Source organism: Nonomuraea aurantiaca, from assembly GCF_020215705.1.
Taxonomy (GTDB): domain Bacteria; phylum Actinomycetota; class Actinomycetes; order Streptosporangiales; family Streptosporangiaceae; genus Nonomuraea; species Nonomuraea aurantiaca.
On sequence record NZ_JAIWNB010000019.1, the window covers coordinates 13,223 to 36,211 of the forward strand.

General features: G+C 70.7%; 21 protein-coding genes. 4 read left to right on the top strand and 17 right to left on the bottom strand.

Annotated features, from left to right (window positions below; genetic code table 11):
* Window positions 1-64 precede the first annotated feature (64 nt).
* Together LDL49_RS35720 and LDL49_RS35725 are read left to right on the top strand one after the other, a co-directional pair.
* Entirely contained in the window at window positions 65-334 is a 270-nt protein-coding gene (locus LDL49_RS35720) for a helix-turn-helix domain-containing protein (RefSeq protein WP_225297937.1), read from the top strand.
* A gap of 192 nt (window positions 335-526) precedes the next feature.
* Window positions 527-1,612 (top strand): alpha/beta hydrolase, encoded by a 1,086-nt coding sequence (locus tag LDL49_RS35725; RefSeq protein ID WP_225297939.1) that lies wholly within the window; start codon window positions 527-529, stop codon window positions 1,610-1,612.
* An 8-nt stretch (window positions 1,613-1,620) separates the two neighbouring features.
* On the opposite strand, the gene LDL49_RS35730 is transcribed toward LDL49_RS35725, so the two are convergent.
* A complete protein-coding gene (locus LDL49_RS35730; protein ID WP_225297941.1) occupies window positions 1,621-1,827 on the bottom strand; it encodes a hypothetical protein in 207 nt (68 codons plus the stop codon).
* A 446-nt stretch (window positions 1,828-2,273) separates the two neighbouring features.
* On the opposite strand from LDL49_RS35730, the gene LDL49_RS35735 reads away from it, so the two are divergent.
* Window positions 2,274-3,881: an AMP-binding protein gene (locus LDL49_RS35735; protein WP_225298292.1), complete on the top strand. Its 1,608-nt coding sequence runs from the start codon at window positions 2,274-2,276 to the stop codon at window positions 3,879-3,881.
* A gap of 57 nt (window positions 3,882-3,938) precedes the next feature.
* Complete coding sequence (locus tag LDL49_RS35740) at window positions 3,939-4,679, top strand: sulfite exporter TauE/SafE family protein (RefSeq protein ID WP_225297943.1); 741 nt, start codon at window positions 3,939-3,941, stop codon at window positions 4,677-4,679.
* 49 nt (window positions 4,680-4,728) lie between these two features.
* On the opposite strand, the gene LDL49_RS35745 is transcribed toward LDL49_RS35740, so the two are convergent.
* From LDL49_RS35745 to LDL49_RS35820, 16 genes are all read right to left on the bottom strand, one after another.
* Complete coding sequence (locus tag LDL49_RS35745; protein ID WP_225297945.1) at window positions 4,729-6,216, bottom strand: ATP-binding protein; 1,488 nt, start codon at window positions 6,214-6,216, stop codon at window positions 4,729-4,731.
* Between the two features lie 423 nt (window positions 6,217-6,639).
* Window positions 6,640-6,936, bottom strand: coding sequence for a hypothetical protein (locus tag LDL49_RS35750; RefSeq protein WP_225297947.1), 297 nt, complete (start codon window positions 6,934-6,936; stop codon window positions 6,640-6,642).
* A 45-nt stretch (window positions 6,937-6,981) separates the two neighbouring features.
* A complete protein-coding gene (locus tag LDL49_RS35755) occupies window positions 6,982-7,284 on the bottom strand; it encodes a cupin domain-containing protein (protein WP_225297948.1) in 303 nt (100 codons plus the stop codon).
* Window positions 7,285-7,302: 18 nt separating this feature from the next.
* Window positions 7,303-10,041, bottom strand: coding sequence for an AfsR/SARP family transcriptional regulator (locus LDL49_RS35760; RefSeq protein ID WP_225297950.1), 2,739 nt, complete (start codon window positions 10,039-10,041; stop codon window positions 7,303-7,305).
* Window positions 10,042-10,127: 86 nt separating this feature from the next.
* Window positions 10,128-11,642, bottom strand: a complete 1,515-nt coding sequence (locus LDL49_RS35765; RefSeq protein WP_225297952.1) for a M4 family metallopeptidase — start codon at window positions 11,640-11,642, stop codon at window positions 10,128-10,130.
* A complete protein-coding gene (locus LDL49_RS35770) occupies window positions 11,620-13,665 on the bottom strand; it encodes a lycopene cyclase family protein (protein ID WP_225297954.1) in 2,046 nt (681 codons plus the stop codon). The genes LDL49_RS35765 and LDL49_RS35770 overlap by 23 nt, the downstream gene beginning before the upstream one ends.
* Complete coding sequence (locus tag LDL49_RS35775) at window positions 13,659-14,627, bottom strand: polyprenyl synthetase family protein (protein WP_225297956.1); 969 nt, start codon at window positions 14,625-14,627, stop codon at window positions 13,659-13,661. The genes LDL49_RS35770 and LDL49_RS35775 overlap by 7 nt, the downstream gene beginning before the upstream one ends.
* Entirely contained in the window at window positions 14,620-16,197 is a 1,578-nt protein-coding gene (locus LDL49_RS35780; protein WP_225297958.1) for a hypothetical protein, read from the bottom strand. Before LDL49_RS35780 ends, LDL49_RS35775 begins: the two co-directional genes overlap by 8 nt.
* Window positions 16,194-16,682 carry a hypothetical protein gene (locus LDL49_RS35785; protein WP_225297963.1) on the bottom strand — a complete coding sequence of 163 codons (489 nt, stop codon included), beginning with the start codon at window positions 16,680-16,682 and terminating at the stop codon, window positions 16,194-16,196. The genes LDL49_RS35780 and LDL49_RS35785 overlap by 4 nt, the downstream gene beginning before the upstream one ends.
* Window positions 16,679-17,578 (bottom strand): cutinase family protein, encoded by a 900-nt coding sequence (locus tag LDL49_RS35790; protein ID WP_225297965.1) that lies wholly within the window; start codon window positions 17,576-17,578, stop codon window positions 16,679-16,681. The genes LDL49_RS35785 and LDL49_RS35790 overlap by 4 nt, the downstream gene beginning before the upstream one ends.
* Window positions 17,579-18,530: 952 nt before the next feature.
* The gene (locus LDL49_RS35795; RefSeq protein WP_225297967.1) at window positions 18,531-19,061 is read right to left on the bottom strand and encodes a 2'-5' RNA ligase family protein; all 531 of its coding nucleotides are present in this window, start codon (window positions 19,059-19,061) and stop codon (window positions 18,531-18,533) included.
* A 78-nt stretch (window positions 19,062-19,139) separates the two neighbouring features.
* On the bottom strand, window positions 19,140-19,817 hold the full coding sequence (locus tag LDL49_RS35800) for a type 1 glutamine amidotransferase (protein ID WP_225297969.1): 678 nt from the start codon (window positions 19,815-19,817) through the stop codon (window positions 19,140-19,142).
* A 63-nt stretch (window positions 19,818-19,880) separates the two neighbouring features.
* Window positions 19,881-20,708, bottom strand: coding sequence for a bifunctional 5,10-methylenetetrahydrofolate dehydrogenase/5,10-methenyltetrahydrofolate cyclohydrolase (locus LDL49_RS35805; protein WP_225297971.1), 828 nt, complete (start codon window positions 20,706-20,708; stop codon window positions 19,881-19,883).
* A gap of 95 nt (window positions 20,709-20,803) precedes the next feature.
* Window positions 20,804-21,412: a cyclodeaminase/cyclohydrolase family protein gene (locus LDL49_RS35810; protein ID WP_225297973.1), complete on the bottom strand. Its 609-nt coding sequence runs from the start codon at window positions 21,410-21,412 to the stop codon at window positions 20,804-20,806.
* Between the two features lie 34 nt (window positions 21,413-21,446).
* The gene (locus LDL49_RS35815; protein WP_225297974.1) at window positions 21,447-21,941 is read right to left on the bottom strand and encodes a hypothetical protein; all 495 of its coding nucleotides are present in this window, start codon (window positions 21,939-21,941) and stop codon (window positions 21,447-21,449) included.
* A 32-nt stretch (window positions 21,942-21,973) separates the two neighbouring features.
* Complete coding sequence (locus tag LDL49_RS35820; protein ID WP_225297976.1) at window positions 21,974-22,978, bottom strand: LacI family DNA-binding transcriptional regulator; 1,005 nt, start codon at window positions 22,976-22,978, stop codon at window positions 21,974-21,976.
* Window positions 22,979-22,989 lie beyond the last annotated feature (11 nt).

The following is a 22,989-nucleotide window of genomic DNA, read 5'->3' on the forward strand; positions in this document are numbered from 1 at the left end:
TGGTATTACTATACCGGCACCCTGATGCTTGCAGGTATAGTAATACCAGCCCTATTCTGGGGGCATGGTCCGCCAGCCGCTCACACCTGATCAGATCGAAGCCGGCAGGCGTCTCGGCGCCCTGCTGCGTCACGCGCGAGCGGGACGCGACCTGGCGGAAGTCGCGCACGCGGCCGGCATCTCGCCGGAGACCCTGCGCAAGATCGAGACCGGACGACTGCCCTCTCCCGGATTCGGCACGATCGTCTGCCTCGGCGAGGCGCTCAACGTGCCGATTCAGGCGTTGGCAGCTATCTGGCGCGGCAACGACCTACCGCTGGAAGTCGTCTCGTAGCCGCTGTCGCGCCCGCCCACGGAGTCCCGGTGGACGCCGGCCGGTGGGTTACCGGCACCGAGGCTCCCGATGCTGGGTGCCGTTGTCGATGGCCTCCGCCTGGAATCGGGACGTATCGCCCGGCATCCTCATCCTAACGAGGCGAGGTCGAATAGCGGACCAGTGGCGGCAGGTTCTGTAGTGTCGGGAATCGTGAGGGATGTCCTGGTGGTCGCCGGCCCAGGGCTGGTCGCCGACGCCGCGCTGCTCAGCGAGACCGCCGAACGCGCGTTCGCCGCCCTCGGCGTCTCCGGTGCGCTCGTGCACGCTCGTGACGCGGCCGAAGTCATGGCGTGTACGGCGGGCGGCGACGGTGAGTTGTCCGCCGCGGCCGTCGTGGTGGTTCCGGGGCCGGTGGATGAGGTGCGGCGGCTCATGAAGCAGTGCCTCGGGCCGCTCGTGTGGCTGGATCTCGCCCGAGTGGACGGGGCTGAGGTGGGGGAGGGGGCCACGCACGTTCACGGGCGTGGCGTCGAGGGGTTGATCTGGGCGATTCGGCATGCCGTACACCGTCTGCGCCATCCGCGGACGCGGATCGCGTACGGGACGCATCGTGATCAGTGGGGTGAGCTGTACCTTCCCGAGGGGGTGGGGGACAGGCCGGCTGTCGTGGTGCTCGTTCATGGCGGGAACTGGCGGTCGAACTGGGCGGCCGATCTCATGGACGCGCTCTGCCTCGACCTCGTCGGCCGCGGGCACGCCGTGTGGAACCTCGAATACCGGCGTCCCGACCTGCACGGGTGGTGGGCGACCACCGCGGATGTGGCCGCTGGGCTGGCCGCGCTGGCGACCGTGGACGCGCCGATCGACCTCGACCGGGTCGCCGTCGTCGGTCACTCGGCGGGGGCGCAGCTAGCCCTCTGCGCGGTGGCCGACGGGGCGCGGGTTTCGCTGGTCGTGTCGCTGGCGGGGATGCTCGACCTCGTCGAGGGCGACAGGCGCTGGCTCGGCTCCGGCGCGGTCGCCGCCGCCCTCGGCACAGCCTCCCGTACCGGTCTCGAGGTCGGTACGGCGAGTCCGCTGCTCAGGTTGCCGTTGCGGGTCCGCCAGCTGATCGTCCAAGGGTCCGGCGACGAGCTGGACCTGGTGGACTTCGCGCGCCGCTACGCCAGGGCTGCCCGGGAAGCCGGAGATGACGTGACATATCTGGAAATGTCTGGCGACCACTTCGCGGTGATCGACCCGCGTGCCCCGATCTGGCGCACCACCGCCCTCGCCATCACCGATGCCCTCCGATAACCCGAACTTCACTCGACTCGCCAATCCTCCTCGCGCGGTGGATAGGTGAAGGTCTGGGTGTCAGCCCAGCCCTCCGCGACGATGTGGTAATCGTGCGCGCCTTGGCTGGCGGTGTGGTCAGGGCCGATGTCGACCCTGTCGGCGGTCGACCAGGCTCCGTTGATCTTCTGTTCGATGACGTAGAGGAACTCGTTGAAGCCCAAGGAAGAGGACACGAACGTGTTGACGATGGTGAGAGAGCGGCGACCGCCGTCAGGGTGGGCGGGATCTCGATGATCTGCTCCCGCCATTTGTAGGTGATGTCGCCGGGCAGTTGCCGCCACGACCCGCCGGATTCCCGTTGACGGTGATGGTGGCGTATTGCCGGGCGACGCCCGCATCCAGGCGGCGGATCAGCCGCACACCGCTGTTGGCGGGATCGACGGTCGCGGTGAACCGGCTCGACCCGCCGGCGCTGAACGCACGGGTACGTGCCGGCCTCCGTGGTGCACACACCGAGCGCCTTCGACGCCGACTCCGGCAAATACGGCCTGCGCCGGTGCTGAACCCGCGCCATCTGAACCGGTGAGCCCCGCACCACCACGGCGACGACGTGACCGCCGCCGTGGTGGTGCGCAGGAGGGTCTGGTGCGTACGGCAGGACGAGGCCGACACTGTGGACATGCAGTCGTACTCCAGCGCCACCGCGCCGACCCCCCTCCTGGGCGAGACGATCGGCGAGAACCTCGAACGGACCGTCGCGGCCTTCGGCGACCGGGAGGCCCTGGTCGACGTCCCCACCGGACGCCGATGGACCTACGCCGACCTCGACGCCGACGTGAACCGCCTCGCGCTCGCCCTGCTGGCCAAGGGCATCGCGAAGGGCGACCGGGTGGGCATCTGGGCGCCCAACCGCGCCGAGTGGGTGCTCGTGCAGTACGCCACGGCGAAGATCGGCGCGATCCTGGTCAACGTCAACCCGGCCTACCGGAGCCATGAGCTGGAGTACGTCGTCAAGCAGTCGGGCATGCGGCTGCTGATCAGCGCCCAGACGCACAAGACCAGCGACTATCGCGCGATGGTCGAGGAGATCGGCTTCGCGGACACCGTCTACCTGGACGATCCGGGCTGGGACGCGCTCCTGGCCGAGACCGTCGCGGAGGACCGGCTGCGGGCCCGCATGTCGGAGTTGTCGTGCGACGACCCGATCAACATCCAGTACACCTCCGGCACCACCGGCTTCCCCAAGGGCGCGACCCTGTCGCACCACAACATCCTCAACAACGGCTATTTCGTCGGCGAGCTGATCCACTACACCGAGGCCGACCGGGTCTGCCTGCCGGTGCCGTTCTACCACTGCTTCGGCATGGTCATGGGCAACCTCGGCGCCACCTCGCACGGGGCCTGCGTGGTGATCCCCGCGCCGAGCTTCGAGCCGGAGGCGACGCTGCGGGCCGTACAGGACGAGAGATGCACGTCGCTGTACGGCGTGCCGACCATGTTCATCGCCGAGCTGGGGGTGGCGAGGGGGTACGGCCTGAGCACGCTCCGGACCGGCATCATGGCCGGGTCGCCCTGCCCGGTCGAGGTGATGAAGCGCGTCGTCAGCGAGATGAACATGCGCGAGGTCGCCATCTGCTACGGCATGACCGAGACGTCCCCGGTGTCCACGATGACCAGGTCCGACGACGACCTGGCCCGCAGGACCGAGACCGTCGGCCGGGTGCTGCCGCACGTCGAGGTGAAGATCGTGCAGCCGGAGACGGGGCTGACCGTGGCGCGCGGCGAGCCCGGTGAGCTGTGTACGCGCGGGTATTCGGTCATGCTCGGATACTGGGACGAGCCGGACAAGACCGCCGAGGCCATCGACGCCGCCCGCTGGATGCACACCGGTGACCTGGCCACCATGGACGACGACGGCTACGTCAACGTGGTCGGGCGGATCAAGGACATGGTCATCCGCGGCGGGGAGAACGTCTACCCGCGAGAGGTCGAGGAGTTCCTGTACCGGCATCCGGACGTCGCGGACGTGCAGGTGATCGGGGTGCCGGACGAGAAGTACGGAGAGGAGCTGATGGCCTGGGTCATCATGCGGGAGGGCGCCGAGCCGCTGACGGCCGAGGCGGTCAGGGAGTTCTGCGCGGGACGGCTGTCGCACTTCAAGATCCCGCGGTACGTCCACGTCGCGGACGCCTTCCCGATGACCGTCACCGGGAAGATCCGCAAGGTGGAGATGCGCAAGCAGTCGGTCGACCTGCTCGGGCTGGGCGACGGCGAAACGGCGTCCTGACGGCCCCGCGCCTACCCGGCTCGTCATGACAAAACGGACACGGCCTAGCATGGTCGGGTGATCATCGGTGATGTGCTCGGCCTGCTCGGGATAGGTGTAGCCGCCGGCGTGATCAGTACGGTGGTGAGCCTGGCGTCGATCGTCTCCTACCCGGCGCTGCTGGCGTTCGGCCTGCCGCCTCTGACGGCGAACGTCACCAACACCGTCGCGCTGATGTTCACCAGTGTGGGCGCGGCGATCGGGTCACGGCCGGAGCTCGCGGGGCAGGGCGGCCGGGTGCTGCGGCTGGGCTGGGTGACCGCGCTCGGCGGGGCGACGGGCGCGTTGCTGCTGCTGGTGACTCCGGCGCGGACGTTCGAGCTGATCGCTCCGTGGTTGATCGCGGGAGCCTCACTGCTGCTGGTCCGGCGGCCGACCGTCAAGCCGGGCGGTGAGCACGGGGTGTTGCTGCGGGTGGCGCTGTTCGTCGTGTCGATCTATGTCGGGTACTTCGGGGCGGCGGGCGGGATCCTGATGTTCGCGGTGCTGGCGGGCTTTCTCGACCAGTCACCGGCCCGGCTGAACGCGGCGAAGAACATGCTGTCCGGGCTGGCGAACGCGGTGGCCGGGCTGGGGTTCGCGCTGTTCGGGCCGGTGGACTGGGGGGCGGCGGCGCCGCTGGCGGCCGGGTTCCTGCTGGGCGGGTGGCTCGGGCCGAAGATCGTCCGCCGGATGCCCGGCCAGAGCCTGCGCTATGTGGCGGCGGCGTGCGGGGTGGCGGTCGCGATCAAACTCGGCTACGACTCGTACGTGGGCTGACGATCGCGAGCACGCGGCATGCTGCTGGCCCAGCAGAACCAAGGCAGTATTAGACACGCAGAAGGGTGATCTGGCGGCCGGACGGTGTGGTCGCCTGGTCGAAGCCGCCGCGTTCCTTCCAAGATGGGGCTTCGGGGCGGCGGTCGAAGATGACCAGGACGCCGCTGGTGAGGGTGAGTCGGTCGAGGTAGCGGTCGAGCTGGGCCAGACCCTCGGATTTGGGGTCGTCTGCGCCGGGTCGCCACACCTTCAGTTCCATGGCCTCGCGTTGCATCAGCCATTCGCCGTCGGGGCCCCTGTACGGCCAGCGAACGAAGACGTCGAGGCGTTTGGTTCCGGCGGCGTATTCGCGGTCGAGGTAGCCGCCGCCGTTGACGAGGCGGTGCAGGAAGGCCATGAGGATGATCTGGCAGGCGGCCTCGTGGTATCCCTCCTGCTGGATGAGGACTTCGCCGTGTTCGCGCCAGAACACGACGAACTCCTCCAGCAGGCGGGGCAGGTCGAACCGGCCGTCGGGGAGCACGAAGCTGTGCGGGTCGGCGCGCACGTACTGTTCCGACACGTCGCCGAGCACGCGCAGGATGACTTCCCGGTAGATCGGGTTGGCCACCTCCATCGGAGGCTTCTGCTTGATCAGGCCCAGATCGCGGACGTAGGACAGGTCGTCGGAGAAGGTGAGCTCGGCATGGGGGAAGTCTCCGCTCACGATCGGTTCCATCACCCGTTTGACCCGGGGCTCGTGCAGCCGGGCCGCCAGGGAGTCCAGGTGGGTGGCGCGGGCCCGGATCAGCCGCTCCTTGGCGTCCTCCACCTGCCCGTCACTGATTGTCCCGGCCACCCCCATTTCGGTGATGATCTCATCAGCGAGGGCATTGACCAGCCAGGGTTGTCCCTGGGTCAGTTCGAAGACGCGGTCCACCGCGTCCTTGGTGAACTCCTGGCCGGTCGCCTGGGTGTGCTGGTCGTAGAGTTCGGCGATCTGATCGGTGGTGAAGTCGCCCAGACGCAGCGATTTGCGGATGATGTTGAACGGGCTGGCCGCGTTGTACCGGTCGGGGGCGCCGCCGGAGGCCACCTTGTAGTCACGCAGGTCGCGCAACCCGCACAGCACCACTGACGCGGGGAACGGATAGCCATCCGGCCGTATGTTGTGACCGTCGCGAAGCTGGCTGAGGACGCTGACCAGGCTCTCGCCCTGCAGGGCGTCGATCTCGTCGAGGAACAGCACCACCCGGCGCGGGCAGCGGCGACACCACGCGCTCAGCGCCTTACCGAACCGGGTGCCCACCTGCTCCTCCGGCCAGGAGTCCGGCGGCAGCAGTCCGTCGGGCCATCCCGACAAGTCGGCGGCCCTGCGGAGCGAGTCCAGCAGGATCGTCTCCGTGGCGGCGACGTCGTCGCTGAAGATCTTGGCGCGCTCGCAGGAGAACGACAGGGCGGCGATGTCGCCCTCGGCGGCTAGGTCGGAGGCCAGGGTACGCAGCATGGTCGTCTTGCCGGTCTGCCGGGGGGCGTGCAGCACGAAGTAGCGGTCCATCTCGATGAGCGTCCGCGCTTCTGGGAGCCTCGGTACGGGGGGCAGCATGTAGTGGCGTCGTGGATCGCACGGGCCAGTGGTGTTGAAGAATTTCGCTCGGGGTGGTCGCACGATCACAGTCTGCCATCGTCTTGGTTCGGGCGTCTGCGTGAAGGCCATCCCGGATCTCGTGTGGGAAGCGGAGCGCGGGACACCTGCAACTGGGCCGCACCTCAGAGGAGTTCGCCGGCCCGGCGCAGACGGCGCTCGCGCAGAGCCGACAGCGGCGACAGACCTAGCTGCACGACTGGTACGCGGTCACGGCGAGCGCCTCCCAGGCCCCCGCCGAGCCGATCGCGCTGCCACCGAGCCGCACATGGTCTTGAGTTGTCCTCATCGATGGGTGCCGGCCGTCGAACGCCACACTGCGCGGCCTTGGCCTTGTCAGCAGTAGGCGACCCCCGGACCGAGGAAGGAGAGGTTGTGGTAGGGGGTGTACTCCGAGCGCTGCCCGGGGTACACGCAGGGGCCGTACTCAGGCCAGGAGCCGGTCGGGGGGTTGATGACGTAGATGCTCACGCGGTATTGGCCGTAGCCGCCGCTGCAGTAAACCCAGACGGTCTTGCCGTCCCGGCCGGTGGTGCAGTCGGTGGGCGCGGCGTGAGCGGGGGTGGCGATGCCGACGAGGGCGGCGGTGAGGAGGGCTGTGGCGGCCAGAGCCGCAGGCTTTCTCGTGCGCATTCGCTGTCCTCCAGCAGGTGGGCAGTGCACTTTTAGGAAAGCTTCTTACAGAAAGATGCCTGGCCTTCCCCGCGTCGTCAAGACCGCGAACGGGCCCGATGGGCGAAACGCGAGCGTGCCGTCAAGAGTGGATCTTCTTGAGGTAATTCGTATTAGCATCTTGACGCAGCATTCCGCGGGGTTGGCCGGCGCGGCCCAGGTGCCGCGCTCGGCCGTGGTCGTGAAGGCGCCACGGGCCGCGTACACCCGCTGGCCCTGGGGGTGAGCGTGGACGTCGATGATGTGGAAGCCGTACGCGAGCCGCCCCGCGCCCTGAAGCGGCGGGCTGAGCTGGCGGGTTTCCGGCATCAGCCCGCATTTACGGCACTAGAGAGTCTCCAGGATCGTCGCGACCTCGCCCACGCGCGGGTCGTCCATGGCCTTCAGCTCGGCCAGCGCCGACAGCAGGACGCCTCTGGCCGGTTCGCGGCGCCCGGCGTCGGCCAGGGCCCGGCCCAGGTCGATCAGGCACATGGCCAGCCAGCGACGGTTGCCCTTGCCCTGGTACAGGGCCACCGCCTCGCGGAAGCAGCGCAGCGCCCTGCGCCAGTCCCGAAGGGCCACGTACGCGCGCCCGAGGTTGCGCCAGATGTCGCCGTGCAGATCGGTGTTGCCGTTGGAGGCGGTGGCCGTGAGGGCCCGGCGGTAGTACTCGACCGCGAGCTCATGGTCGCCCGCCAGATGGCTGACGATGCCCAGATTGTCGAGAAGGTGGGCGATCCCGTACTGGCCGCCGAGGCTCTCGTACAGCGTCAGCGCGCGTTCCAGGCAGCGCCTGCCCTCGGCGGTGTCGCCGAGCTCGCCGTGGACCAGGCCGAGGTTGCCCAGCAGCATCGCCTCGCCCCTGGCATGTCCGGCCTGCCGGAAGCGGGACAGCGACTGCTTGAAGCAGGACAGGGCGATTTCATGCTCACCCATGTCGAAGTGGACGCAGCCGAGGGAGTTGAGCGTGAAGCCCTGCCCGGCGGGCTCCGCGGCGATCTCGGCCGCCCGCAGCGCCGACCGGGTGAACTCCAGGCCGTCGTGCCAGGGGATGTACCGGTCGAAGAAGGTGGTCATGCCGATCGAGATACGCCACGCGTGCCCGGCCCGGCCGTTGGCCGCAGCCCAGGCGATGACCGAGCGCAGGCAGTGGTACTCCCGCTCCAGCCAGTTGCGCGCCTGCCGGTGATCGTCGAACGTCAGTGGCAAGATCTGGCTGGTGCAGGGCTCGACGAAGTCCCGTACGCGGTGCGGCAGCATCTGCCTGTCGGCCTCCACGACGGTGTAGAGGTACCAGTCCAGCAGCCGGTCCACCGCGGCGTCGCGCTCACCGGCCGTCTCCTCCTCCACGGCACGGCCGGTGGCGTACAGGTGCACCAGGTCGTGCAGCTCGAAGCGGTCCGGCTGGACCTGCTTGACGAGATGGGCCGCGACGAGATGGTCGAGCAGCGCGCCGGCCTCCCGCGGCGCCACGTCGGCCAGCGCGGCCGCAGCCTCCAGCGAGAGATCTCCGGCCGAGTGCAGGCCGAGCAGGCGGAACATCCTGGCCACCGGCGCCGTCAGCGCCCGGTACGACCACAGCAGCGCGGTGTTGAGGTCGGCCATGGGGTCGTCCTCGCCGATCCCGAACTGCTCCAGCCTGGCCTTCTCGTCCTCCAGCGCGCTGACGATCCTGGCCAGGCCGCCGCCGCGGTGGGCCCGCTCGGCGATGACCGACAGCGCCAGCGGCAGGCCGTCGCACAGCTTCACCAGGCGTACGGCCGCGTCGCGCTCGTTGGCGACCTGCCGCGCGCCGATCACCTTCTCCAGCAGTTCGAGGGATTCGGGCGGGGTGAGCGGGTCGAGGCTGAGCCGGCGGGCGCCGTCCCTGGCGGCCAGCCCGCGTAGCTGGTTACGGCTCGTCACCAGCACCAGCGAGTTGGCCCCCGGCAGCAGAGGACGTACCTGCGCGCTGTCACGGGCGTTGTCCAGGAGCAGCAGCATGCGCCGGCCCGCCAGCGTGCTGCGCAGCATCGCCGCGCGCGCGTCCAGGTCGGCCGACAGGCTCGTGGCGGACACGCCCATCGCGCGCAGCAGCGTCTCGATCGCCACTTTCGGGTCCATGGGCGCGCCGGGGCCGAACCCGCGCAGGTTCAGGTATAACTGCCCGCCCGGGAAGCGGTCGATCACCTGATGCGCCCAGTGGACCGCCAGCGCGGACTTGCCCGCGCCGCCCGGGCCGCCGATCACCACGATCTCGCTGCGTCCCGGCGGGTCGGCCACCAGCCGGTCCAGCCGGGCCAGCTCGGCCAGGCGCCCGGTGAAGTGCGCGATGCCGGACGGTAGCTGCTGCGGCGTCATCGGCGCGTCGGCCACCTCGCCCTCGTCGGCTACCAGGATCGAACGGTGGGCCCGGCGCAGCGGCTCCCCGGGTCCGACGCCCAGGTCCTCGAGGAACCGGTGGGTGACGCTCTGGTAGGTCTCCATGGCCTCCGCCTGCCGCCCCGAGCGCTGCAGCGCGAGGATCAGGTTGGCCCACAGACGCTCCCTGTAGGGATGCCTGGCGATGGCGGAGCGCAGCACGGCGATTCCCTGCTCCGGTCTGCCCCATTCGAGGTGCAGTTCCGACCATCGTTCCAGGGTGCGCAACTGCTCCTCGACGAGGAGAGAGACCTCCTCGCGATGCAGCGTCTCCGAGGGGACGTTGGTCAGCAGCGGCTCGCCGCACAGCGCCATCGCCTCGGTCAGCGCGGCCAGTTCCTCGGCCGGCCCGCTCCTCTGGGAGCGTCTGATGATCTCGCGGTACCGCAGCAGGTCGAGGCTGTCGGCGGTGACGCTGATGGTGTAGCCGCCGTCGAAGGTCTGGATGAGGCCGGGATCGCCCAGGGCACGGCGCAGGCGGGTCAGATGCGTCTGCAGGGCCGCGCGCGCGTTCGGCGACTCGTCGCCGTCCCACATCCGGGCGATCAGCCGGTCGGCGGAGACGCGCTCGTTGGTGTGCAGCAGCAACGTCGCGAGCGCGATGCGCTGCTTGGGCCCGGACAACGAGATCTCCGCCGCGGCGCTCCTCACCCGCAGCGGGCCCAGGACGCTGAAGTGGATCAAGTACCCCGCCTTATGCCCCTGTGCGTTCGGCTGAGCCTAAGGGCCGCAGACACCTGGTTTCAAAAATTTCAAAGAACCTGCGTCTTTCAGCAATAGGGCTCGCGAGGGTGAGCGGGGACGCTGACGGCGTTCCACGCGTCGCGTACGGCTCGCAGTCCTTCACAGCCGAACAGTTGCAGCCCCGCCTCCATCGAGGCGCGGCGGGCCTCCTCGTGGCTCCAGTCGGACAGCTTGCGGTTGAGGGTCTCCATGTAGATCATGGCCGCGTTCTGGACGCCGATGCCGTGCACGACCGAGCCGTTGCAGGTGGGGCTGCCCGGCCGGGCGGCGTCGACGGGGGCAGATCCCTCGGCCAGCAGGTAGAACCAGTGGTTCTGCACACCGGCGGCGGCATGCACCTCCATGATCCGGACGCTCTCATTGAAGCACGGAGGGTCGCCGACCCGTGACGGGTCGTACATGTTCCGGATGGGCCCCGCGCCGACCAGGTCGACCTGCTCGCCTATCAGGTAGTCCGGCGGGTCGGCCTGCTCGTTCAGGTACCACTCGGTCACCGTCCCGAAGATGTCGCCGGTCGACTCGTTGAGGCCGCCCTTCTCGCGCGTGCCCCGCGGGCCGCCGGGCGTGAAGTCGAAGATGGCGTGCCCGAGCTCGTGCATGACGACATCGGTCGACGTCGCCTGCCGCGTTCTGCTGCTGTTGCGGCCGAAAACCGTCTTGAACTGGTCGTAGTACGCGTTCGCGTCGTCGTACCCGACACGCATCGGGAAGCTGCGGCCGTAGCCGTCGAACCCGCCGGGCTTGCTCAGCCACTGCTCCAGCATGTCCCAGCCCCCCTGCGCCGCGTGCATGGCGTCCACGCAGGCGGTGACCAGGTCGGTGCCGGTGCCGTTGCCCCAGTCGTCGTCGGGGTCGGTGTAGGTGCGGCCGTCCATGCCGCCGCAGCGCACTCCCGACCGTACGGGATCGGACATCCCGTACAGGGTGGCCGATCGGGTCGTGTCGAAGGAGACCTGGCCGTGGTAGAAGCTGTTCCCCACGCCGTCGAGCACCTCGTCCCAGGAGTCGATCACCTTGCCGGTGCGGGCGTCGACGAGGACGCGCATCCGGCTCGGGCGCGTGCCCTTGACGCCGGTGATCACTGTCTCGTACGCCAGCACGCCGCCGCCGCGCGCCAGGACCGTCAGCGTGGGCGGCGTCATGTCGCTTCCCGTGCCTACCTCGCGGCGGGCCGCCGCGCCAGCGTCTTGCGCGGACACCTCCGGCCGGGTTTCCACCGACAAGGCCTGCTCCTGGTTGACCGAGGTGCTGAGGACGCGTCCTTCCGCGTCGGTGACCACGACGAAGTCACCGCCGCGTACGGGCAGGCCCGCGTACGTACGCTCGTACGGGACATAGCGCAGTCCGTGAGCCCCGGACACCACGCGGCCCCGCACGACCTCGTCCTGGCCGGAGCGGTGGATCAGCTCCAGCCGGTCGGCGACGAGGCGGTCGGCGGCGGAGGCGGCCAGGGCCGAGGGGTCGGGCGGCGCTGCGGCGATATAGGGCGGAACGGTCAGTACCGCCGCCATCGCCACCTTAAGGACAGTCGCACGTCTCATCGGGGGTGATCCTTTCCATGACGTCCGCGGACGGGGCATCGATCGAGGCGCTGATCGTCAGAACGTGCGCGCGCAAGATACGCGCCGCGCGCGCGACCGGGACGCGGCTGGCGGCGCGCAGGGCGAGGTCGATCTCGGCGCGGCAGGCCCGCGACGCCGCGGCCAGCGCGGTCGCCCGCCCGTGCGGCTCGTTCGCGCCGGTGAGGCCGGGCATGCCCAGGAGCTGGGGGATCATCGAGGTCCGCGCCGCGAGCATCGCCCGGGTGGTGGTGGCCAGGCGGGTCGGCCCCCCGCGCAGCGCGAGAACGTCCTCGGCCAGCAGGAACGCCCGTCCGCAGTGCCCGCCGAACTCCCTGAGCGCCTCCATGACCGCCGTGCCGGCGCCGCCGAGCTGCGCCCCGATCCGTACGGGGAACTCAAAGAGCGCGGCGAACAGGTCGCCGGCGTCGGTCGTGCCCGGGTCGGCGATCCTTTCGGCCCTGATCCTGGTGAGCTCGGCCAGCCAGTCGGCGAACGCCCAGGACGCCTCCGGAGCCGACTCCGCGACCAGGCGGGCGGCCTGCGACAGCAGGAAGTCGCAGGCCAGCACGGTGACGGCGGACTCCCAGTCGACCCCGCGCGCCCGCCCCCGCATCGTCGCGCCCGCGTCCGGTGCCCCCCCTTCCGGCGCGCCGATCAGGGACAGGGCGCCGAGCGCGGCCAGGTCCATCGCCGCGCCGGCCCCCGCCAGCTCGGCCCGGGGGTGCGCTCCGGCCGCGACGACCCCGGCCAGCAGCAGCGACGCCGGGCGAAGCCCCGACCCTGTGGTGAGCAGCCGCGCGATGAAGGGCCACTCCTCGCGTACGGCGGACACGGCCGTCTCGGCGCAGGCGGCCAGGAACGGGCCCAGGTACAGCCGGTCGTCCGGGTTCAGCTCGACCGGCTCGGCCGCCTCCCCGGCCGACAGCACCCCTCGCCGGGCGAGGGCGAAGATCGGCTGGTCGCTGTGCGCGGTGGCGGCCAGGACGCGCCAGGCCAGATGGTAGCGGCGGGCCGCGTGGCGGGCGGTCTCGAAGTGGCCTACGTACGCACGGGCCAGCCGCCGTACGTACGCCTCGCGCGCGGCGCCGGGATCGTCCGGATGTGCGGCGATGGCGTCGGCCGCCAGCAGTGCGCTCTGCACCGCGTAGCCGAGCCCTTCGCCGGTGAACGGGTTGACCAGCCCGGCGGCGTCCCCGACCAGCAGCCGGCCCTCGTACCCGGCGAGCGCGGGGGCGAATCCGGTGCTGACCGGCCCGGACACGAGCTCACCGAGGGGCTGGGCCGTCGCGAACGCGGGGTCGGCCCCGGCGAGCCGCTCGATCGCCGAGGCCAGCAGATCGGCCGCGCTCTCCTGGCGGTCTCCGATGCGGACGGCGCCGACGGTGCACCTTCCCGGTCCCGCGGGCAGGATCCAGATCCCGGCGGGGCGCTCGTGCGGATCGGCAGGGGCGGGGGGCGTCAGATGGAGCAGCATCCGGGAATCCCGCTCCGGCAGAGCGAACCGCTGGACGACGGCCATGCCCTCGCCGTGCGGCCGCCTGCCGGGCAGCGAGCCCGTCGCGAGGACGACATGCCGGGCCAGGACCGCCACCTCGCCGGCGCCTCCGGCGATCATCGCCCGGTGCCCGTCGGGGTGCGGTTCGCAGCGGGTCATGCGCCCCGGCAGCAGGGCCGCGCCGAGATCGGTGGCGAGCCCGCGCAACCGCGTACGAAGCCACTCACGGTCGCAGACGGCGGCGCCGACGCCGGGGAGCGGACGGGCCGGGCCGTCGCCGAACCGGACATCGACCCCCTCCACCGGCCATACCCCGTCGAAGGCCGCGATTCCAAGGGTGCGCAGGGCGTCCATGGCGGAGGCGCTGAGCGCGACGTCGTGGGTCGCGCCCGGTTCGCCGCCGTCCACCAGCAGGGTGCGCAGCCCGTGCCGGGCCAGCGCCGCGGCCGTCGCGCCGCCCGCCGGTCCCGCCCCGACCACCAGCACGTCCGCGCAGCGGGTCAGCACGGGGCCTCCCGCCACAGCGAGGTGGCGACGCTGAGCAGCGCCTGGCGGCCCGCGCCGCCGTCGCCGAGGCCACCGAGGGGGGCGAGGGCGGCGAGCGACTCGTCGTAGGCGGCGCGGGCCAGATCGTGGGCGGCGCTCATGCCGCCGTAGGCGATGACGAGCGTACGTACGCGCGGCAGGTCCGCGGCGGTGAGGGCCGGGTCGAGCAGGAGCGCGGCCAGCTCGCCCGACGGCGCGTCACGCAGCGCGCACAGCGTCGGGGCGCCGAAGAGCCCGAGCAGATGATCGGTTCCGGCGGGTTTGCCGGAATCGGTGGCCGGTCCGGCCAGGTCGAGGCAGTCGTCCAGGATCTGGAAGGCGACCCCCAGCTGGCGGCCGAAGGCGGCCAGCGCCTCGGCCCGGGGCGGTCCCAGCCGCGCCTCCGCCGCCCCGAGCACGCAGCACAGCCGGAACAGCGCGCCGGTCTTGCGCTCGACGAGCTCGTCGTAGTCCGCGAGTGTGTACGTGGTGTCGAAGGCGCGTTCCACGTCCAGCAGCTCGCCCTGAGCCAGGTGGGCGACGGCCGCGCTGATCAGCCGGTTCGGGCCGGTGCCCAGGTCGGCGGCCTCCGTACCGGCCAGGGCCAGGCAGGACAGCCCGGCCAGCACCGCCAGCTCCGGCCCCGCGACCAGGTGCGCGGCAGGGGCGCCGCGGCGGGTCGGCGCCCGGTCGATCACATCGTCGTGCACCAGAGAGGCCAGGTGCAGCAGCTCCACCACGGCGCCGAGCCGCACGACCCGTTCCCTGTCGTGCGGGCCGCACCGCGCGGCGGCGCCGAGCAGCGTCGAGCGCAGGCGCTTGCCCGGCCGGTCGACGAACCCGGTCACCAGGTCGCGGGCCGGCCGGGGGAGCCCGGCCACCAGCCCGCGCAGCCTGTCCTGGACCTGAGCCGAGTAGGCCGTGGCGGCCGTGGCCTCAGGCATCCGCCCCGACCGGGCCAAGGTACTGGACGGTCGGCACCCGGCTGAGGATGGTGTGCATCTTCTGGTAGAGGTCGTCGCCGTTCATCATCGTGAGGAGCTGCTGCCGGTTCATGCCCACGGTCTGGGCGAAGAGCGCGTGGATCTGCTTGGCGGCGTTGTACTCCTGGGCCGACAGTCGCGGGCGCAGGCCGTCCACCACCTTGCCGGCGTCGCTCACATGCTGTGAGGTGATCACCCGGTCAGGGGTGTCGGGCGTGGTCAGGACGGTCTCCAGAACCGATCGGTACGTTTCGTACAGATGCTTGGCGTAGTCCTTCTCCAGGGCGCTGGCCTCCTTGCCCTTCACGCGGTCGACGAGCGCCTGGAAGTTGACGTAGAACAGGCGGACCAGCATCCGGCCCACCCGGCTGCGCAGCAGGAAGTCGTCGCGGAACCGGTCGGCGAGCTTCTCGTCCCCCACCAGCGGCAGGTCGTACATCTCGCCGGCCCCTTCCAGGAAGGAGCAGTTCACCTGGGTCCAGTCGATCCGGGTTCTGCCGTCACCGCCCAGGCACACGGCCGCGCCGGCGTCGCCGTCGTGCAGGCAGAACCCGGTGTCGACCTGCACCATGTCGTCGAACATGTAGAAGTCGTGGTTCGCGAAGAAACCGAGGTCCACCGGGGTCACGCCGAGGCCGACGACGATGCTGGAGGTGTACCAGCTACCGGCGCCCGCCTTGTCCACCTTCATGTCGAAGTCGATCACGTCGCAGGTGACGGGGAAGTCGGGGTCGCCCAGATCCTGGTACGGCCGGACGTTCATCTCGGCCAGGATGGGCCCGATCCGTGTGCACAGCCCCGAGTAGTCGGAGGCCATGCCGACGAGCATGCCGATCAGCGGATGGCGGACGCCTATACGTGGCATCTCCTTGTTCTCGCTGGTGGTGAACTCGTCGAAGTTGTCCAGGTCGGTGATCTTGACGACCGCCGCGTCGACCAGGTTGCGGCCGTCCTTGCGCAGCCTGGTGAACCGGGTCAGTTCCCCGATGGCGGGGCCGGTTCCTCCCGCCCAGCCCCCCTGCACGATGACATCGCCCGGGACGGCGCCGTGCGTCGAGCCGACCGCGTGCCCGGCGGTCAGGATGGACGGGGCTCCGCCGTTGGACAGATCGCGGACGAGGCAGCCGAACGTGCCCCAGTCATCTGTCCTCTCGTTGCCGATCCCGACGCCCTGGTTCGCGGTTTTCCGCAGCGTGGCGTCCTGGGCCGCCGGGTCCCGCCGGCCGCCCGTAGGTCCGCCAGCGCGTCCGCCCGTGCGTCCGAACGAGTACGGGCCGGCCTGGATGACGTCCACACCCCATTTGCGGCCGTCCACCTCGACCGTTCTGGGCAGCAGGCGGCTGCGCGCCACGTACCCCTGCGGGCGCTTCTTGGCCACCGACGCGATGACCACGGGCTCGTCGGTCAGCTCTCCACCGCGCCGACGGAACCCGTAGCCGAACGCGGTGGTGCCGGGGACGGCGGCGAACGCCCCGAGCACGGCCTCCTTCCCGCGCCTCAGCGCCTCCTCATGCTCAGGAAGAAGTCTCATGAACGTCGGTCCCCCTTCAGCCGGAGATGGCGTTGCCGCAGCCCACCGAGCCAGAACACAGCCGCGGTGTCGTCGTTGGGGCTGAAGTCCGTGGACACCGTCGCCACGGCCAGCGCTGTCAGCGCCGTCAGCGCATCGCCGCCGTTGTCGGCGGCCTTATGGGCCAGGCCGTCGAGCAGTCGGTCGCGGGAGGCGCCGGTCAGACCGGCCGCCGCGAGGTCGCGTACCGCGTCCCGTACGAGCTGGAAGCGTGTGGGGGCGAGCTCAGGCAGGCGGCCCCGCAGGCGCTCGGCGGTGGCCCGCGACACCCCGTGCTCGTCGGGGAACGGCACGGGATAGACCGCGCCTAATCGCGCGACCTGGAGGACCATCTCGATCTCCTGGCCGGTCAGCGTCTGTTTCGGGAAAGTCGCGGCCCCGGTCACCCCCGCCAGGATCGTCACGCCGGCGGCGCGCAGGACGTAGCGGCGCGTGAGGTGGTTCACGCCTGGGCCTCCTTGACGTCGGGAGCGGGCCGGCCACCGCAGCCGGCCAGGGCTGTGGGCGTGCCCGCCTTACGTACGCCGGACTGCAGCGACGGGCAGAATCCCTCGGGCAGCGGCGGCATCGGCTTGAGTACGGGCGGGGAGGAGGGCGACTGGAGCAGCCGCCTGGCGAAGGCGACCGCCATCGCCCTGTAGACGAGCAGTTCCTGGCAGCAGACCGGATAGTCCTGGGTGTGGATCTGCCACAGGAACAGACCCGCCGTGACGGCCCAGTCGGGGGTCTTCTCCTCCGGCGCGTCGCAGATCGGATCGCCGACGATGCAGAAGTCGGTGGTCCTGTCCTGGATGTCGGCGGGCAGGACCTTCCTGCCCAGGATGCCGCCGCCCACGCGTGTGTTGGGCAGGCCGTTGTCGGCCCCGATGGTCGCGTCGTAGGAGGTGTCCCCGCCGCTCTGGGGGTCGGAGATCATCAGCACCGCCCGGATGGCCTTGCGCTCCTCGGCGTCCAGCATGGGGAGTGCCTGGTTGATCACCATCGCGCCCTGCGAGAATCCGATCAGGCCGATGTTCATTCCCGGGCACATGCGTACCAACCGGCGTACGGCGATCGTCAGGATCCACTTCCCATCGTTCATCGACGGCAGGAACGCCTTCAGGCTGACCTGGCCCGCGGGGTAGGGCAGGGAGTACGTCTTGGTCTGGTCCGCCGGCAGGACAGTCAGCGCTTCCTGGGCGTACACCCCCGTCACCCCGGACATGCCCAGCGGATCGTTCATGGCCTGCGCGGAGCCGCGCAGCCCGATGATGAAGTACGAGGCGCACTGCAGCCCGGACCGCGCGCCCTTGGTGGCCACCGCGTTCGGCGCCGGGACCAGCGCCAAGATCAGCAAAGTCACTATCGGCAGGATCCGACGCATATGGGTCCTCCTCGTGTCTATGTTCAGGACAATGACAGAACGCGCTGACTTATCGCTGTCATCGGACAGGCGTCGCCCTCCACCGATGTCAGCGCGATGAAGTCGGGTCCTGTGGGGCTCAAGAACTCGAATCGCTTCCAGGGCAGAGGCAGGGGTGCCGAGTGGCTGGGTCCGGGTTGCTTGGGATCATGTCGCGTGATCTTGTCTACGGTGTACGCCGTCACCCGTCGTCTGCTGTCTTTGCCCGCGCTGCTGCTCCGCAGGAGTGTTTCCAAGGAGGCGGAACCGCTGGTCCTGCGTCATCAGAACGCGGTCCTACGCCGACAGATCCCGCGGGTGCGCTACGAAGGGGCCGACCGTCTGTGGTTGGCGGCGCTTGCGCGTCTGATCCCTCGCCATTGCTGGGCGGAGATCTTCTTGATAACCTCGGCCACCCTGCTGGCCTGGCACCGCAGTCTCGAGGCGAATAAGTGGGGCCACAGCAATCGTCGCCGTCCCGGACGGCCACCCACCGCAGCCGCGGTCAAGACCTCATCTTGCGCATGGCCGCGGAGAACCCGAGGCGGGGCCACCGGCGCGTTCACGGTGAACTGACCCTGTACGTGCCGAAAACCTCATCCGTGCAGCTCAGGCGGCGCGTTGGTACTCGTGGAGGATGCCGCCGAGTCGATCGCGCCGGCGGACGTCGAGGCCGTTCAGCTGTTCCGGTGCGATGATCGGTTGGGAAAGCGGCGCAAGGGAGCCGCGGCGCGGAGAGTCCGGTGGAACCGGTGTTCGTTGTAGAAGGATTCGTATCTTGACGATGGCGTATTGGTGAGTAGGGCGGGTGGGACTTGAACCCACGACCCACGGATTATGAGTTCGTAGGTCGTGGGTCTGGGGAGTGCGAGCACGTACGTGAGATGCGCGGTGTCGATCGTCCGACGTGTGCCTAGGCCGGCGAGTCCGCCGCTGCCAACGGGAAGTCCGCGATTGTCCGCCAGACCGCACCGTCGTAGGCCACCAGTTGGACTACCCCCACCCGCGCCGTGACCGGCAGCCCGCGCTCGATCGCCGTCCCCGCCTCGTCGAGGGCGGCGCCGTCGCTCTCGTACCCGACCGAAAGGTGCGGCATTACCGTTTCGTACTTGCCCCCATACGGTCGGGCCTCGGGCCAGCGTGCGGTCACCGCGTGTGTGAGCCGGACGAACGGCTCACCGGGCACCGGCTCCAGATACAACAACCCGGGTAGCCGCGCACACCTGGCGAACACCACGTCGAAGGCCGCGTACCCGGCGAAGAGCTCAGCCAGCGCCGCCCGATCGACGGCGTCGAGCGGCTGGAACGGATACATCACCGTCACGTGCGCCGGTACCCCGTACGCCGCGGACGGGTCGAGCACGGTCCGCCAGCGGCCCACGACCGGCTCGGTCTCCGGGATGGGCACCACGAGCGCCGTAAGCCCGGCGGGGTAGCGACTCATCAAGACTCCCTGAACGTGGAATCCCGCGCCCTCGGTTCGCGAGGAGAGGTCGCGAGGAGAGGTCGCGAGGAGAGGAGGTCATTCGAGCTTGGCGAAGCGGGTGGCCACCTCGCGCCAGATCGGCGTCGACACCGGCTCGTCGGCCACCGCCCGCGCGTAGACCTCGTCAGGGTCGAAGCCGTCGACCCGCCACTCGCGGATGCGCGCCGGCAGCACCTCCGGATGGAACTGCACCCCCCACGCCTGCTCCCCGACCCGGAAGGCCTGGTACGGGCAGGCCGTGGTCTGCGCCAGCCAGACCGCCTCCGGCGGCAGGGCGGTGACCGCGTCGACGTGGTGCTCGATGGCGGGCACCACCTCGGGCAGGCTGTGGAAGAGCGTGTCGTCGTCGGCTTCGGGCCGCAGCGTCACGGGGAGGCTGCCGTTCTCCGGGGCGCCCGCGTCAGGGGTCACCTCGCCGCCCGCGACCTCGGCCAGCATCTGACCGCCCAGGCAGATGCCGAACATCGGCACGCCCTCGTCCAGCGTCTGCGCCATCAGGCTCCTGGCCGTGGCCAGCCATGGCGCGCGGTCGTCGTCGCTCGGCAGGAAGCCGCCGCCCAGCATGATCATGGCGTCGTGCGACAGCCTGGCAGGGAGTGGGGCGCCGTCGTAGGCGGGTACGACGTCCAGCCGCAGCCCAGCCTCCTCCAGCCAGCCGCCGAGGCGGCCGGGGCCGCCGCTCCTGCTGTTCTGCACGATCAGCACGTCACGCATCGACACCCTCCAGCGTCGCCATCTTCCTTGCCCTTCACGCGTCGACTCCGGTCGTCCGCGTGCTCACATCAGGCCCGCCGACTGCGCGGTGTGCCGCAGCAGGAGTGCGGTCGTCACCGGGCCCACGCCGCCCGGGACCGGAGTCAGCGCCCCGGCTCGGTCCGCGACCGCGGCGGAGGCCACGTCGCCGGCCAGCCCGCCGTCGTCGGTCGGGTTGGTGCCGACGTCGATGACGACCGCGCCGGGCGCCACGTGCTCCGCCCCGATCAGCCCGGCCCGGCCCACGGCCGCGACCAGCACCTCGGCCGTGGACGTGACGGCCGGCAGGTCGCGGGTGCGCGAGTGGCAGACGGTCACCGTCGCGTTCCGGTCGAGCAGCAGGTGCGCCAGGGGCTTGCCGACCACCGTCGAACGGCCGACGACCACGGCCCGGCGGCCCGCCAGCTCGACTCCGTAGTGGTCGAGGAGGGCCAGCACGGCGGCCGCGGTGGCCGGGGCGAACGCGGGCAGCCCGGCGGCCAGCCGGCCCAGGGACAGCGGGTTGGCGCCGTCCACGTCCTTGGCCGGGTCGATGGCGGCGGCCAGCTCCTGCGCCGACACGCCCGGGGGGAGCGGGGTCTGCAGCATGACGCCGTGCACGTCGGGGTCGGCGCTGAGCCGTTCGAGCGTCTCACGGATGCCGGTGGCCGTGGCTTCGGGGCCGAGGTCGGCCAGCTCGAAGGCGATGCCCACACCTGCGGCGGCCTTGGCGATCGAGCGTACGTACCAGAGGCTCGCCTCGTCGGCGGTCGCGACGACGACGGCCAGCTTCGGCTGCGGCCCGGCCGCCACCCGCGCCGCCGCCTCCGCCCTGATGGCGGCGGCCAGTTCCTTACCCGTGAGCGTCTTCACCCATAGATCCTCTCGTACGGCCCGCCGACCACATGACCATCCCCCGCCACAGCTCCCCCAAGGGGACGCGATGTGCGGCAGGGAGCCGGGTAGCGTCACGTGGCGGTGAGGCCCTCGCGGACCCTGGCCGTCACCCACTCCGCCCTGGCGACCGTGGCGTCCACATCGGCCAGCCGGGCCCGGAGCCGGTGGAGGGCCTTCTCGTCCTTGATGCCGCCCAAGTTGACCTCGACGTTCACCCGCGCGGTCGTGAGCGCGGCGCGGGCCGCCTCGGCCGCCGCCGCCACGTCCGTGACCACGTTGGGGTTGCCGATCGGCAGGAGTTGCTCGCAGAGCTCGACCAGTCGCGTGGCCGTCTCGACCACCCTGGCGGGCGGCTCGGCCGCGCCGACGAGGGCCGCGGCGATCGCCGCGCTGCGCTCCGGGCCCTTCGGCAGCCGGTAGGCGTCCGTCACCGCGGTGAAGGCCGCCGCGTCCTCCTCCAGCAGGCGCAGCGCCCGCGCGCGCATCGTGTCGGTCTCGGCGATCACCGCGACGATGGTCTCGGCGTGGCCGGTGTACTTCTCCCCTGTGGTGTAGCGGGCGACCATGCCGAGCAGCGCGGCGGCCTGCGCGGCGTGCAGGGCCGCCGTGGCGCCGCCTCCCGGCGCGGGCACGTGTGCGGCGAGCTGGGCGAGGAAGTCGGTGATCCTGGAGTCGCGCATGGCGGCATTCTGCCAGGCCACGACCCCGTACCGCTTACTCGCGGTGGATCGGCCGGGTCGCGTCCTCCGGTCCCCGGTACGGCGGGATCAGGCCGTACGTGGGCCCGGCCGGAAGGGGCTGCGGCGTCGAGCGCCAGCGCGACGGGAAGGCCGAGCCCACCAGCAGCAGCACGCCCAACATCAGCAGCACCCCGGAGTAGGTCAGGGTCAGGAACCCGCCCCAGAAGACCTCGGAGAAGATCCGTTCGGGCATCAGATGGAGGCCGCTGACGTCCAGAATCGGCAGCAGCCCGAAGGCGGTGAACTCCAGCCCGCCCACCAGCGAGGCGACGGGCGACAGCCGCGAGGAGAGCAGCGGCGCGAGCAGGATCCCCGAGACAACGACCGCGCCGATCCCGGCCCAGGAGATGACGAACTGCTGGAAGCTGCGGCTGAACTCACCGACGCCGTAGAAGAGTCCGACGGCGATCAGCGGAGGGAGGAGCAGTCCCGCGACCACCCCGAGCACATGACGGGCACCATTTGACATGATCAACCCCGTTTGTCGGTTTCCGCCACAACCTACCGCGTGGACTCCCTGACGACGAGGTCCGGTTGGAACATGATCTGCTGGTGCGCGTGCGTCCCCGGGTTGTCGCACTCGTCGAGCAGCAGCTCGGTGGCCACCCGGCCGAGCTGGTACGTGGGCTGCCGGACGGAGGTCAGCGACACCGTGGAGGCCGAGGCGAAGTCGATGTCGTCATAGCCGATCAGCGACACGTCCTGAGGCACCCGTACGCCCGCCTGGAGCAGGCCGCGCAGCATGCCGAGCGCGAGCAGGTCGTTGGCGCAGAACAGCGCGTCCGGAAGCGTCCCCTCGGCGATCAGCATCTCGGCCGCCTGCTGGCCCGCCTTCGCCGTCATCGCGGGCATCGCGACCTCGAGCAGCTCGCGCGGCTCGCGGCCGGCGGCGGCCATCGCCTGCTCGGCGCCGCGCTTGCGGTCCTGGCACTGGCGGATCACGGGGGGTCCGGTGACGTAGCCGAGGCTGCCCGCGCCGCCCTCCAGCAGGTGGGCGACGGCCATCGAGCCGCCGGTCACGTCGTTCACGGCGACCGCGCACTGGTCGGAGCGCTCGGCCGGATGGTCGACGAGCACCACGCAGATGCCGCGTCCCCGCAGCTGGTCGAGCCGGCCCGGATCCTCGTCCGACGGCGTGATGAGCACCCCGCGCACCCGCTGCTCGGCGAACACCAGCAGGTTGCGCTCCTCCTTCATCCGGCTGCCCGAGGAGTTGCCGAGGATGACGGCGTAGCCGCGCTCGCTGGCCACGTCCTCCACCCCGGCGGCCACGTCGGTGAAGAACGGGTTGCCGATGTCGATCACGGACAGGCCGACCGTGCGGCTGTGGCCGGCCCGCAGCGTCGAGGCGGAGCCGTGCCTGACGAAGCCGAGCTCCCTGATGGTCGACTCGACCCGGATCCGGGTGGAGTCGGCCACCTTCTCAGGACGGTTGAGCACGTTGGACACCGTGCCGGGCGACACGCCCGCCCGGGCCGCGACGTCCTTGATGCTCACCGTGGTCACGAGCCCTCCTC

What these genes read in the sequence shown, in the direction of transcription:
- LDL49_RS35720 (WP_225297937.1), top strand. Translation starts at nt 65, where the DNA reads ATGGTCCGCCAGCCGCTCACACCTGATCAGATCGAAGCCGGCAGGCGT.
- LDL49_RS35735 (WP_225298292.1), top strand. Translation starts at nt 2,274, where the DNA reads ATGCAGTCGTACTCCAGCGCCACCGCGCCGACCCCCCTCCTGGGCGAG.
- LDL49_RS35745 (WP_225297945.1), bottom strand. Translation starts at nt 6,216, where the DNA reads ATGGACCGCTACTTCGTGCTGCACGCCCCCCGGCAGACCGGCAAGACG.
- LDL49_RS35750 (WP_225297947.1), bottom strand. Translation starts at nt 6,936, where the DNA reads ATGCGCACGAGAAAGCCTGCGGCTCTGGCCGCCACAGCCCTCCTCACC.
- LDL49_RS35755 (WP_225297948.1), bottom strand. Translation starts at nt 7,284, where the DNA reads ATGCCGGAAACCCGCCAGCTCAGCCCGCCGCTTCAGGGCGCGGGGCGG.
- LDL49_RS35765 (WP_225297952.1), bottom strand. Translation starts at nt 11,642, where the DNA reads ATGAGACGTGCGACTGTCCTTAAGGTGGCGATGGCGGCGGTACTGACC.
- LDL49_RS35775 (WP_225297956.1), bottom strand. Translation starts at nt 14,627, where the DNA reads ATGCCTGAGGCCACGGCCGCCACGGCCTACTCGGCTCAGGTCCAGGAC.
- LDL49_RS35780 (WP_225297958.1), bottom strand. Translation starts at nt 16,197, where the DNA reads ATGAGACTTCTTCCTGAGCATGAGGAGGCGCTGAGGCGCGGGAAGGAG.
- LDL49_RS35795 (WP_225297967.1), bottom strand. Translation starts at nt 19,061, where the DNA reads ATGAGTCGCTACCCCGCCGGGCTTACGGCGCTCGTGGTGCCCATCCCG.
- LDL49_RS35800 (WP_225297969.1), bottom strand. Translation starts at nt 19,817, where the DNA reads ATGCGTGACGTGCTGATCGTGCAGAACAGCAGGAGCGGCGGCCCCGGC.
- LDL49_RS35810 (WP_225297973.1), bottom strand. Translation starts at nt 21,412, where the DNA reads ATGCGCGACTCCAGGATCACCGACTTCCTCGCCCAGCTCGCCGCACAC.
- LDL49_RS35815 (WP_225297974.1), bottom strand. Translation starts at nt 21,941, where the DNA reads ATGTCAAATGGTGCCCGTCATGTGCTCGGGGTGGTCGCGGGACTGCTC.